The sequence below is a fragment of the Chenggangzhangella methanolivorans genome (assembly GCF_042648545.1).
Taxonomy (GTDB): Bacteria; Pseudomonadota; Alphaproteobacteria; order Rhizobiales; family Methylopilaceae; genus Methylopila; species Methylopila methanolivorans.
Genome location: NZ_JBHRXS010000016.1, coordinates 347,744 through 359,932 on the forward strand (window position 1 = coordinate 347,744; position 12,189 = coordinate 359,932).

Annotated in this window: 9 protein-coding genes; 4 read left to right on the top strand and 5 right to left on the bottom strand. The window is 67.9% G+C overall.

Going from position 1 to position 12,189, the window contains the following annotated elements; genetic code table 11:
* The first annotated feature begins 146 nt into the window (after positions 1 to 146).
* A complete protein-coding gene (locus tag ACFOWB_RS23585; RefSeq protein WP_261404759.1) occupies positions 147 to 713 on the top strand; it encodes a NifU family protein in 567 nt (188 codons plus the stop codon).
* A gap of 137 nt (positions 714 to 850) precedes the next feature.
* Here ACFOWB_RS23585 and ACFOWB_RS23590 read toward each other — a convergent pair whose 3' ends face one another.
* The 4 genes from ACFOWB_RS23590 to ACFOWB_RS23605 all read right to left on the bottom strand — a co-directional run bounded on the left by ACFOWB_RS23590 (position 851) and on the right by ACFOWB_RS23605 (position 6,495).
* Complete coding sequence (locus tag ACFOWB_RS23590) at positions 851 to 2,230, bottom strand: aminotransferase class V-fold PLP-dependent enzyme (protein ID WP_378149725.1); 1,380 nt, start codon at positions 2,228 to 2,230, stop codon at positions 851 to 853.
* A gap of 107 nt (positions 2,231 to 2,337) precedes the next feature.
* Positions 2,338 to 2,796 (bottom strand): RidA family protein, encoded by a 459-nt coding sequence (locus ACFOWB_RS23595; RefSeq protein ID WP_261404761.1) that lies wholly within the window; start codon positions 2,794 to 2,796, stop codon positions 2,338 to 2,340.
* A 423-nt stretch (positions 2,797 to 3,219) separates the two neighbouring features.
* On the bottom strand, positions 3,220 to 3,903 hold the full coding sequence (locus ACFOWB_RS23600) for a CAP domain-containing protein (protein WP_261404762.1): 684 nt from the start codon (positions 3,901 to 3,903) through the stop codon (positions 3,220 to 3,222).
* A gap of 90 nt (positions 3,904 to 3,993) precedes the next feature.
* Positions 3,994 to 6,495 carry a DUF3772 domain-containing protein gene (locus tag ACFOWB_RS23605; RefSeq protein WP_378149728.1) on the bottom strand — a complete coding sequence of 834 codons (2,502 nt, stop codon included), beginning with the start codon at positions 6,493 to 6,495 and terminating at the stop codon, positions 3,994 to 3,996.
* A 286-nt stretch (positions 6,496 to 6,781) separates the two neighbouring features.
* Here ACFOWB_RS23605 and ACFOWB_RS23610 point away from each other — a divergent pair, with 286 nt between their 5' ends.
* The 3 genes from ACFOWB_RS23610 (at position 6,782) to ACFOWB_RS23620 (ending at position 11,086) form a co-directional block, all read left to right on the top strand.
* A complete protein-coding gene (locus ACFOWB_RS23610; RefSeq protein ID WP_378149730.1) occupies positions 6,782 to 8,719 on the top strand; it encodes a sensor histidine kinase in 1,938 nt (645 codons plus the stop codon).
* Complete coding sequence (locus tag ACFOWB_RS23615; RefSeq protein ID WP_378149732.1) at positions 8,716 to 9,114, top strand: response regulator; 399 nt, start codon at positions 8,716 to 8,718, stop codon at positions 9,112 to 9,114. Before ACFOWB_RS23610 ends, ACFOWB_RS23615 begins: the two co-directional genes overlap by 4 nt.
* Before the next feature lie 187 nt (positions 9,115 to 9,301).
* Positions 9,302 to 11,086, top strand: coding sequence for an acyl-CoA dehydrogenase C-terminal domain-containing protein (locus ACFOWB_RS23620; RefSeq protein WP_378149734.1), 1,785 nt, complete (start codon positions 9,302 to 9,304; stop codon positions 11,084 to 11,086).
* A gap of 148 nt (positions 11,087 to 11,234) precedes the next feature.
* On the opposite strand, the gene ACFOWB_RS23625 is transcribed toward ACFOWB_RS23620, so the two are convergent.
* On the bottom strand, positions 11,235 to 12,050 hold the full coding sequence (locus tag ACFOWB_RS23625) for a hypothetical protein (RefSeq protein WP_378149736.1): 816 nt from the start codon (positions 12,048 to 12,050) through the stop codon (positions 11,235 to 11,237).
* Between the last annotated feature and the right edge of the window lie 139 nt (positions 12,051 to 12,189).

Sequence of the window (12,189 nt, forward strand, 5' to 3'; positions counted from 1 at the left end):
GCATGAGGGGCGGCTGAGTCTCTGCGACGCTCCTCATGCTGGGGAGCCCGCGGTCAGCGGGCGTCTCGAAGCGCGCAGTTCGTGTCCGCCACGATTGACCCCCGCTTCCAAAACCACCATCTCTCGGTGACTAGAGAGGTTTCCCGATGTTCATTCAGACCGAAGCGACCCCGAACCCCGCGACGCTGAAGTTCCTGCCCGGCCGCGACGTGCTGCCCGGCGGCGCGCTGGAGCTGAAATCGGCCGACGACGCAGCCCGCTCGCCGCTCGCCCAGAAACTGTTCGAGATCGACGGCGTCGCCGGCGTGTTTTACGGGGCCGACTTCGTCACCGTCACCAAGGCCGGCGGCGAGTGGCAGCACCTCAAGCCCGCCATCCTCGGCGCGATCATGGAGCACTACCTCTCGGGCGAGCCGCTGCTCACCGAGGCCGGCGCGCCGAAGCCGAACGACGACGGCGAGGAGTTCTTCGAGGAGAGCGACGCCGAGACCGTCGACACCATCAAGGAGCTGCTCGCGACGCGCGTTCGCCCCGCGGTCGCTATGGACGGCGGCGACATCACGTTCCGCGGCTTTCGCGAGGGCGTGGTCTATCTCAACATGAAGGGCTCGTGCGCGGGCTGCCCCTCCTCCACCGCGACGCTGAAGCAGGGCATCGAGAACCTGCTCCGCCACTTCGTGCCGGAGGTCGAGGAAGTCAGGCCGGTGGCCTGACTTCCGAGGTTTGGTCGAAACGCAGTCCTCATCCCCCGGCTTGTCCGGGGGATCCACGGTTCATCGTCGAACGCCGCGCCGCCGAAAGGTGGATGCCCCGGACAAGCCGGGGCATGACGAGGCGCTTCAGCCGCCCCTTACGCCCCCGCCATCTTCGACGTCAGCTCCACCATCGCGCCAACCAGCCGGTCGATGTCCTCGGTCGAGTGGAAGAGATGCGTGGAGATGCGCATCGGATGATGCGGCGCGGGCGAGCCGATCACCGGCACCGCCGTGTTGCGGATGACGATGCCGTACTCCTCCCGCATGCGCGTCACGAAGGTGGTCGACTGCGCCGTCTCGGCCTCGGACTGGCCGAGCCCCACCCGCGCGTTCGCCTTGTGGAACGGGCTGAAGGAGGTGAGCGCCGACAGGAGCTCCGGATCGTCCTTGGGCGAGTAGAGATACCCTGCGCCCCAGCGGTCGGCGATCTTGTTCTTGAGGTCGAGCGAGAGCGCCAGATCGTGCTTCTCGATGGCCCCGCGGCCGATCTCGTCCCAGAACGCGCAGGTGTCGGCGAAGGCCTTCAGCATCGGATAGTTCGGATTGCCGATGCTCTGCATCGCGGTGCCGACATTGTAGGTCGCGGCGTTGTCGTTGGTGCGCGGCCCGGTCAGCAGCGTGTTGTTGGTGTTGGTCGGCCAGAAGTTGAACAGCGGCAGCGGGTTGTGCTTGCTCACCCGGTTGCGGACGTAGATCACGCCGGTGCCGCCGGGGCCGCACTGCCACTTGTGGCCCGAGCAGCCCCAGAAATCGATGCCGGTTTTGTGGAAGTCGAGGTCGAACATGCCGGTCGCGTGCGCGCCGTCCACGATCGTCATGATCCCGTTCTTCTGGGCGAGCTTGGCGAGGCGCTTGTACGGCAGCATCACGCCGGTGAGGTAGGTCGGCGCCGAGAACACGAAGGCCTTCGTCTTCTTCGTCATGGCCTTGCGGAACAGGTCGACGTAGTCGCCCGCCTTCTGGTCGTTGCCGACCGGCAGCGCGACGCGAGTGATCTTCACGCCGTAGCGCTGGGCCAGGATGTTCATCGGGCCGTTGCCGCCCGGATGCTCATGATTGGTGGTGACGATCTCGTCGCCCTCGCGCAGCTCGACGCCGGCGAGGATTTTGTTCATGCCGTCTGTGGTGTTGTAGGAGATCACGAACTCTTCGAGCTCGGCCCCGAAGCCCGGCGCGATCGCCTCGCGGAACGGCGTGACGCCGCCGAAGGTCTCGAGCGGGTTGCGCGCCACCTCGCGATTGTCCTGGTTGAAGGACTTCAGCACGTGATTGGGCGTCGAGCCCGTGGTGCCGATGTTCATGTAGAGGACGTCGGGATCGAGGATAAAGCCGGGCTTCGGCTCGCCCAGCGTGAACTTCGGATCGGCCGCGAAGGCGCTCATCGGAACCAGCGGCAGCGTGGCCGCCGCCGCGGCGCCTGCGCCCGCAAGCTTGAACAGGTCTCGCCGGTTCGAACGGAACTCGAAATCGCTCATGAAACGTCTCCCCCGCCGGGTCGCTTGCGCGCGCGGCGGCCCGTTCGCCGCCGGGGGTCCGGCGGCGTCTCAAGCGCGCCGGAAACCGCCGGCGCCCGGAACGCCGGTCACTTGACCGCGATGGCGGAAATCTCGACGGCCACGTCGCGCGGCAGGCGGGCGACCTCGACGGTGGCGCGCGCCGGCGGCTTGTCCTTGAAATAGGTGGCGTAGACCTCGTTCATCTTCTTGAACTCGTTGAGGTCCTTCATGAACACGCTCGTCGAGACGACGTTGTCCATGGTCATGCCGGCGGCCGCCAGAACCGCCTTCAAGTTCTCGAGCACGAGCTTGGTCTGCTCCTCGATCGCGCCTTTGCTCAGTTCCTTGGTCTTCGGATCGATCGGGATCTGGCCCGCGAGATAGAGCGTGTCGCCGTGGCGGATCGCCTGGCTGTAGGGCCCGATCGCCTCGGGCGCGTCGGGGCTCGACACCACCTCCTTGCCGCTCTGGGCGAGCGTGGGCGTCGCGGCGGCGAAGCAGGTCGCGAGACAGAAGGCGAGCGTGGTCGCGAGTCGGCGGGCCATGGGACCTCGGCGGCTTCAGGGCGGCCGGAGGATCCGCCGCCACGATGTTTCAGGAAAAAGACAGACGCAACACGGCAGTTTCGGCCGAAATACATTCGGCCAAGCGGAAAACGCTTGGAACGCGGCGAAAGGTCGACGTCAGATCTGCGTCAGAATTTTAGATATTCTAGGCTTGGGGCCGGATTGATCACTGGCGTGTCACATGGATATCAGGCGGTCGTTTGATCAACAAGTCGCAAAACCGCCACAGAATACCGCTGTACACGGACTTGTGATTAAACGCTGTGCAGACCGCTTGTGATCCGCCAAATCGATCGCAAATGTCGACAGATGGCTGGCAAGCTTATTCATGGAACGCGGACATGCGCCAGCGTTCCATAAACAGTGTGATGGAAGTCTAGCGAACAGGCCGAAGTCGGCGCGTCAGCGGGGGAGCGCGATCATGCCCGGAGCGCCGAGGCGGAACGGCGGGATCTGCGATGCGATCCGCGCGCCGCTCGGCGGATCGGCCTGCGTCGCGCCCGGCGCAGGGGCCGCGACCTCGACCGGCGCCGCCGCGGGATTGGCGTAGGCGATCGGCCGCGGGTCGTTCGGGTCGGCCAGCACCATCGCCCAAAACACTTCGAAGCGCGATCCGGGCGCGTGCACGGCCGCGATGCCCATGCGCGAAGCGCCCGGCTGCATCATGTTCTTCATGTGCGGCGGCGAGGAGCGCCAGCCCGTGAAGGCGTCCGCCAGCGTGTCGTGGCCCGCGCCGACGTTCTCCCACACCCCGCCGTTGCGCGGATAGGAGCGTGCGATCCGGACCTTCAGCGGACCAGCGAGGCTGTCGTGGCTGATCTTGCCGACGCGCGACATCGCGAGCGCCTGCTCTTCGGCCATGCGGTTGAGCGCAGGATCGAGCATCACCGGCCCGAGTCCCCTGCCGCGGCGGAGCTCCGAGACCATCGAGGCCGCCGTCGCCTTGTCGAGGCTCGCGCCAGGCTTGCTCTGGCTCTGGTAGATGCCGCTTTCGACCGGCCGGGTCGGACGCTCGGCGGAGCAGCCTGCGAGAGCGAGCGCGGCGAGCGCCGCAAGGCCTGCGAATCGGCGGATCGGGAACGACATGGCGGCCTGCAGTCTAGCGTCTTGCGGATGGCGGGCGAAGGCCATTTCAGGCCCGCGCGCGGTTAAGGCCGGGTTTAGGGCCTGCGCACGTCAGGCGGGCTTCGGCGTCGCGGCGGCGCCCGGAGGCGCGTCGGAGGCGTCGTGCGGCTTCGGCGCGATCGCGGCCACGGCCCGGCCGCCGCCGCCCGACAGCGCTTCTGCGACCTGCGCGATTGCGACCGTGACGTCGGGGCCTGCGGGCCCCGCGAGCGCGACGCCTGCGTCCCCGAACGCCTTCACCAGCGCGAAATGCAGGTCGCTCTTGACGCTTGCGGCCTGCCGCGGGCTCGGCACGTTGCAGAACAGCGAAAAGCCGTAGTCGGCCTTGCCGAGCGAGGTGAAGAGCAGCTGCGGCTCCGGGAAGGCGAGCACGGAGCCGTGCGCCTTCGCGGTGTCGATCGCGATCCGCTTCACCTCCTGCGGATCGAGCGCGGAGGAGACCACGAGCTCGATCGCCACGCGCCCGTTCGGCGCGCCGTGCGTGACGTTCTTGACGCTCTTGGTGATGAAGTCCGAGTTCGGGACGATGAGCGTCGAGCGGTCGAACAGCTCGATCTCGGTGGAGCGCACGGAGATGCGCCGAACGTTGCCCTGGTCGGAGCCGATCACCACCCAGTCGCCGATCTTGATCGGGCGCTCGGCCAGCAGGATGACGCCCGAGACGAAGTTCGAGATCACCGCCTGCAGGCCGAAGCCGATGCCGACCGACAGCGCGCCGGCCACGATCGCGAGCCGGTCGAGGCTGAAGCCGAGATAGGCCAGCGCCAGCATGATCACCACGATCGAGCCGAGATAGCCGACGCCGGTGTTGATCGAGGCCTTGAGGCCGTCGTCCATGCGCGTCTTGGGAAGGAGATCGCGGTCGAGCCAGCGCTGCGCGCCGTGGGTCAGCGTGAAGCCGACGGCGACGAGCAGCACGGCGCTCAGAATGCCGGTGATCGAGATCGTGATGCCGCCGAGCTGGAAGCCCGTCACCGGCATCCGGAGCCAGCCGAACAGGTCGGTGGAGCCGACGCCCCAGGGGGCGGCGATCAAAAGCGCCGCGATCGCCAGGATGAACAGCCGCATGACGCCGGAAAGCAGCACGCCGACCTGCTCGAGCGTCGTGGTCCGGACGCCGAGCCCCTCGCTCAGATTGCGGCCGAAGCGGGTTTCGGCTGAGAGCGAGGAGGTGAAGAGGTCGTCGACCACCACGAGCAGGAGATAGGCCAGCCAGAGCACCGCGGTGATCCAGATGACCTGGTTGGCGAGGAACTGCGCCAGCGGCACGTAGCCGATCACCACCGAGACCACGACGACGGCGATCGCCGCAAGGCCGCAGAGACGCACCACGAACAGGATCGGGTTGCCTTCCTTCTCCGCGCCCGGCTCGTCGTTCGTCGCCTCGAGCTGCTGGGCGGTCCGCAGGCGCCGGACCGACAGCGCGAAGGTCGCCGCGTTGAGCGCCGCGAAAGTTCCCGAGGTCGCGATCGAGGCCGAGAGGCTCGCTCCGATCGTGGAGTTGAACACGTCGAGGATGCGGCCCAGCACGAACACCGAGGCGACGATCATCGGCTGGTTCTTGATCTGGGCGACGGCGGCGTCCGAGAGCTCGACGAGGCGCCAGGTCGGCCGTCCGGGCGCGAGCAGCGCCTTCATCATGCCGTGGGCGAAGCCAAGGAAGCCGGCCGAGCGCACCAGCACGAGCGCGAGCGGCTCCGCGCGCGCCGGCAGCCAGCCCACGGATTTCACCGCCAGAAAGACGCAGAGCGCCGCCAGCAAAGGCGCAAGCGTCGTGGCGACCAGCCGGAACAGCGCGGTGGCCGAACGCCGGAGGCGAGAACGCGGCGACTGATGGACGACCAGCCGCTCGCCGAAATTCGCAGTCCAGATCCGGATGGGGAAGAGCAAGAGGAGCGCCGCGGCCACCGCCGCCGCGACCGTCGCGATCGCGCCGGGCGTCAGGTTCCGCGACACCTGGCTGGCGATTTCGCCGCCGAGCGCGGCGACGCCCCCGACGTCCCGCGGCGCCTCTTCGGCGACGTCGAGCCACAGCGTCGGGTCGAGCAGCGAACGGGCGCGCTCGAACAGGCGGCTCGCAAGCAGGGAGCGGCGCAGCTCCGTGATCTGGTCGGCGACCTGGCTCGCCTCGACCTGAAGCAGCCGGCCGCGCTTGATCGCTTCGTCCACCTCCTGGCGCGCGGCGGTCTGGCTGTCGCGCTCCTTGGTGACGTCGGGGCTTTCGGCCGGCTCGCCGTCCGCGGGCTTGGCGCCGATCTGGGCGAGCCGCGCGTCGGCGGCCGCCAGCTTGGGCGCGAGCTGCGCGATCGCGGCCTCAAGCGAGGCCGACATCGGGTCGATCCGATCGCGCAGCCCCGCGAGCTCGTCGTCGCTGAGGTTGAGGTTCCGATCGCCGAGGCGGTTCTCGATGCGATCGAGCTCGGAGCGCGCAGAGTCGATGGCGGCGGTCGGATCCGGGGCCGGCGCCGCCTGCTGCGCCTGCGCCGCGGCCAGCGCGACGCCGAACACGATCGCCGTCATCAGGGCCTTCAGGAACAGGATCGCAGGTCGCATGAGGTTCAGCCGCATCGCTCAGTGGGTCGGGTCCCGATCGACGCCGGGCCGCCCCTCCTCATAGCGAGGAATGCGGCCATGCGCAGGCGAAGACGAAACTTCCTTCCGGTCGCGGTACCCAGATGGGCTTCTGCGCAGGACAAGGCGCAAAAGCGGTTGATTGATCGCCTCCCGCCCCTGTCGAAGCGCCCTCGCCGCCATAAACCGTCGCGGCGGAGACCGTGACGTGGCGCGAGCAGGCGCGGGACATTCGAGGATCGAAGCGCTGTTCAGAGGCGACGGGGAAATGGCTGCGCGCCTGCGCGCGTTCGACTGGCGGGGGCATGCGCTCGGCGAGCCCACGGCCTGGCCGGTCGAATTGCGGGTGGCGATCAGCCTCTGCATGCATTCGAGCCTGCCGACCGCGATCTATTGGGGACCGCAGCTCCGCCTGATCTACAACGACTCCTGGGCTCCAATCCCCGCCGAACGCCACCCCTGGGCGATCGGGCGTCCGGGCAAGGAGGTCTGGAGCGACATCTGGAACGTCGTCGGCCCCCAGTTCGAGGGCGTGGTCCGCATGGGCCGCGGCTTCTCGACGTTTCGCCAGCGCCTTCCCATGCGGCGCAACGGCGAGGTGATCGAAAGCTACTGGGACTACAGCTTCACGCCGATCTTCGGGGCCGAGGGCGAGGTCCTCGGCGTCATGAACCAGGGCCGCGAGGTCACCGACGAGGTTCTGGCGACCGAAGACCAGCGCTTTTTCCTCGAGATCGGAGATCGACTGCGCGATCTCGCGATCGAGAGCGCCGACGCCAGCAAGATCCTGAAAAGCGTGATGGAGCCGCTCGTCGCCCATCTCGGCCTTTCGCGGGCGGGCTACGCAGTGATCGAACCCGGCGAGGAGTTCTGCACGGCGCTCGGCGACTGGAGCATACCGGGCGAAATCTCGCTCGCGGGCGGCAGATACCGGCTGCCGGACTTCGGCGAGGACGTGCACCGCGCGGTGCGCGCCGGCCTCATGGTCTCGGTCGGATCGATCTCGCCGGACGACGGCCGGCACTCGGCGAAAGCCGCGGAAAGCTTCGCCGAGATTGGGGTGAAGTCCTACCTGCTCGCGCCGGTCGTGCGCGACGGCCGGGCGACCGCGGTCGTCTATCTCCACGACAACCGGCTGCGCCAATGGACCTCCCGGCAGGCCGAATTCGCCCGCGAGATCGCCGGCCGCGTCTGGCTGGCGCTGCGCAACGCGGACGCCTCGGTGCGGCTGAACGCCAGCGAACGGCGGTTCGCGGCGATCTTCGACAAGGCGGCGGTCGGCCTTTCGGAATCGGATTCCGCCGGCCGCTTCATCCGCTTCAACCCGACGATGGGGCGCCTGCTCGGCCGCCCGACCGAAAGCGCCCGCGAGCTGACGGTCGCGAGCGTCACCCATCCCGACGACATCGAGGAGACGCGCGCCCGCCTCGCGCAGGCGGCCGAGGCCGGCGGCTCGTTCGAAATCGAAAAACGCTATGTCCGTCCGGGCGGCGAGACGGTCTGGGCGGTGAGCAACGTCACGCGGCTGGTCGACGCCGACGGCGTGCCGAGCTTCTTCACGGTCACGGTCGACGTCACCGAACGCAAGGAGCAGGACCGCATCCGCGCCTGGCTGCTGGCGGAGCTGAACCATCGGGTGAAGAACAATCTTTCGACCGTCCAGGCGCTCGCGCACCAGTCGCTTGCTTCGACGTCGTCGCCGGAGGAGTTCCAGAAGACGTTCGACGCGCGGCTGATGGCGCTGTCGCGCGCTCACGACCTTCTGATGCGCGAGACCTGGACGTCGGCCGGCCTTGGCCAGCTGGTCGCCGAGACGCTCGCGCCCTTCAGCCTCGACGTGGACGGACGCATCGTGATAGGCGGGCCGGAGGTAAGATTGTCTCCGACCGCCGCCGTCACCATGACGCTGGCGTTTCACGAGCTCGCCACCAACGCCGCCCGCTTCGGCGCGCTGTCGCAGGCCGGCGGGCGCGTGACGGTGGAGTGGTCGGTGGACCAAAAGGGCGACGGCGACGTATTGGAACTGAGCTGGCGTGAAACCGGCGGGCCGGACGTGTCTCCGCCGGCGCGCCGCGGCTTCGGCTCGCGGCTGATCGAGCGCGGGGCGGCGCGCGAGCTTGGCGGCCGCGTGCGGCTGGACTTCGAACCGGAGGGCGTCGCCTGCGTCTTCCGCCTGCCCCTCTCGCAGAAAATCACCACCCCATGACGAATGAGAGCCTGAAGGGCCTGCGCATCCTCCTCGTCGAGGACGAAGCGATGATCGCCATGCTGGTCGAGGATATGCTGCTCGACGGCGGCGCCGAGGTCGTGGGTCCAGCGGGCGGCGTCAAGGCGGCTCTGGCGGTGATCGCCGAGACCGACGCCATCGACGGCGCGCTGCTCGACGTCAATCTCGGCGGCGAGCAGAGCTTCGAGGTCGCCGACGCGCTCGCCGCGCGCAACATCCCGTTCGTGTTCGTCACCGGCTATGGCGGCGCGGGCGTGCGCGACCGCTACCCGAACGCCCCCACGTTGCAGAAACCCTTCGTCACGAGCGACCTCGAACGCGCCATCGGGGCGCTCGCCGGGTCCGCCGGGCGGACCGGCGCGGCGACGAGCTGACCTCGCGCCGATGAGCGGCGCCGACGTTTCTCCGCCGCTCTCTCAGGCGTCTCTTCAATCTGCGGGGCCTAACGCCGACCACCGGGTCGGCGAGCGCGGACGCGCGCCCTATTTTTGGCGTCGGACGCTTGCGGCGCCGGTCGTCCGCAGCGATAGTGCATACACACAATAAGAACCGGGGGTGGATATGCCGAGCTACAAGGCGCCCGTCGCGGACACGCTTTTCCTGCTCTACGACGTGCTGGGCTTCGATCGGCACTCCAACCTTCCGGGCTTCGCCGACGCCGGCCGCGACACCGTCGAGACGATCCTCGAGGAAGGCGCCAAGCTCTGCGAAAAGAGCTTCCAGCCGCTCAATCGATCGGGCGACCTTCAGGGCTGCGTGCGGCTCGCCAACGGCGACGTGACGACGCCGAACGGCTTCAAGGAGGCGTTCAAGGCCTTCGCCGAGGGCGGCTGGATCGGTCTTGCGGCCGGTCCCGAATATGGCGGCCAGGGCCTTCCGCACACGGTCGCCGCCGCCATCAACGAGTACGCCTCAGCCGCCAACATGGCGCTCGCGATGTACGCCGGCCTGACGCAGGGCGCGATCGCGGCGCTCGTTCTGCACGGCTCGGACGAGCAGAAGAAGCTCTATCTGCCGAAGATGATCGAGGGCTCGTGGACCGGCACCATGAACCTCACCGAGCCGCATTGCGGCACGGATCTCGGCCTCATCAAGACCAAGGCCGTCCCGCAGGGCGACGGCTCCTACAAGATCACCGGCCAGAAGATCTTCATCTCGGCCGGCGAGCACGACATGACGGAGAACATCGTGCACCTCGTGCTCGCCCGCATCGAGGGCGCGCCGGAGGGAACGAAGGGCATCTCCCTGTTCGTCGCGCCGAAGGTTCTGCCGGGCGCCGACGGGTCGCTCGGGGAGCGCAACGCCGTCTCGTGCGGCGCGCTCGAGCACAAGATGGGCATCCACGGCAACTCGACCTGCGTCATGAATTATGACGGGGCGACCGCCTGGCTCGTGGGCGAGGAGAACCGCGGGCTCGCCGCCATGTTCACGATGATGAACGAGGCGCGGCTCGGCGTCGGCGTGCAGGGGCTCGCCCAATCCGACGTCGCCTACCAGAACGCCGCGGCCTACGCCAAGGACCGCCTGCAGGGCCGCTCGCTGACCGGCGCCAAGGAGGCGGCGAAGCCCGCCGACCCGATCATCGTGCATCCGGACGTCCGCCGCACGCTGCTCTCGATCAAGGCCTTCAACGAGGCCGCCCGCGCGCTCGTGCTCTGGACCGCGATCCGGGGCGACGTCGCGCATGTGTCGGAGGATCCGAAGGAACGCCAGGCCGGCGAGGACCACATGGGCCTCATGACGCCGATCATCAAAGGCGTCATCACCGACGTCGGCTTCGACAACGCCGTGAAGGCGCAGCAGATGTTCGGCGGCCACGGCTACATCGCCGAATGGGGCATGGAGCAGTTCGTCCGCGACGCCCGCATCGCCATGATCTACGAGGGCGCGAACGGGGTTCAGGCGATGGACCTCGTCGGCCGCAAGCTCCCGCGCGACGGCGGCCGCGCCATCATGGCGTTCTTCAAGGAGGTGGACGGCTTCCTAAAAGACAACGCCGAGACGCAAGGCCTCGAACCGTTCCTCAAGCCGCTGAAGAAGGCGCGCGAGGAGCTGCAGCAGGCGACGATGTGGTTCATGGCCAACGCCATGGGCAAGCCCGACAACGCCGGCGCCGGCGCGACCGATTACATGCACCTCTTCGGCCTCGTCGCGCTCGGCTACATGTGGGCGCGGATCGCCAAGACGGCGCTCGAGAAGCAGGCCGAGGGCGACGAGACGATGGCGACGAAGCTCGTCGCCGGACGCTTCTTCATGGAGCGGATGATCCCCGAGACCGCGACGCGCCTCGCCGCGATCACAGCCGGGGCCGAAGCCGTCATGGCGCTGCCGGCCGACGCGTTCTGAGCCGATGGCCGGCGACGCCCTCTCCTGCGGTCACGCCACGACGGGCGCGCGCCCTGATCGCTCCGCCTTCACGAAAAACGCCGCGCCCCCGAGGGACGCGGCGTTTCGAAAGGCGCGATCGGGCCGGGCTGCGCCGACGCTTAGCCGATCACTTCAGGACGACGTTCTGAAGCTCGTCCTTGTGGACGTCGAAGTAGTTGCCGTCGAGCGCGTCCCACCACAGGCCGTTGTCGTTGAGGCGCTTCTTCTCGGCCTCGTTCAGCGGCGTGTAGCCCTGCTTCAGCAGCGTGCGGTAGCTGTGGAAGCGGTGCGCGTGCGGGTTCCGCTCGGCGAACACGTAGGACAGCGTCAGCTTGTTCGAAGCGCGCTTGGAGAACTGCTCGGCGTTGAGGCCCTGGCCGCGATGGGTGGTGCGCAGGTCGAACATGACCGCGTCGCCCGGCTTGGGAATGAACTGCACCGGCTTCTCGATCTTGGAGAAGTCGGTCTTGGCGGCGTCCTCGACCGAGACGGTGAAGTAGTCGTCGAGGTCGTTGGCGAGCTTCTTGTGGTTGGTGCGCGGCTTGACGCAGAACGAGTAGTCGTCGCACTCGAGATAGATCATCAGCTTGTAGTTGCGGTACTTGTGCGCGGACTCATCCCAATCCTCGCCCTTGTTCAGGCCCTTGTTGGCGCAGTCGCGGTGCCAGTTGCCCTGAACGAACCCGTTGTGGATGTCGCAGGCCTGCAGGAACACGGGCTGCTTGTCGAACACGCGCTGATAGGCCTGGGTGACCGCGTCGTGATAGACGAAGTCGCGCACCGCCTGGATCTTGTTGAAGGCGTCGCCGAGACCGACCGCCTCGGGATTGTCGGTGACGGCGAGATCGGCCTTGATCTTTTCGGCCACGTCTTTGGCCACCGACGCGAATGCGCCCGGCAGCGGGTAGAAGCCTTGGGTCTCGAGCATTTGTGCTGGCGTCATCGCCGCAGCTCCTTTGAACTCTTCGAAGTTCCGAACTTCTTTGCGACACTCACTAGCATGAACGCCATGGTGAGAAAAAGGCGTTCGCGACCCCAGATTGTCGCCATCCCGACACAGCGCGGCGCCGCCGCAACGCCCG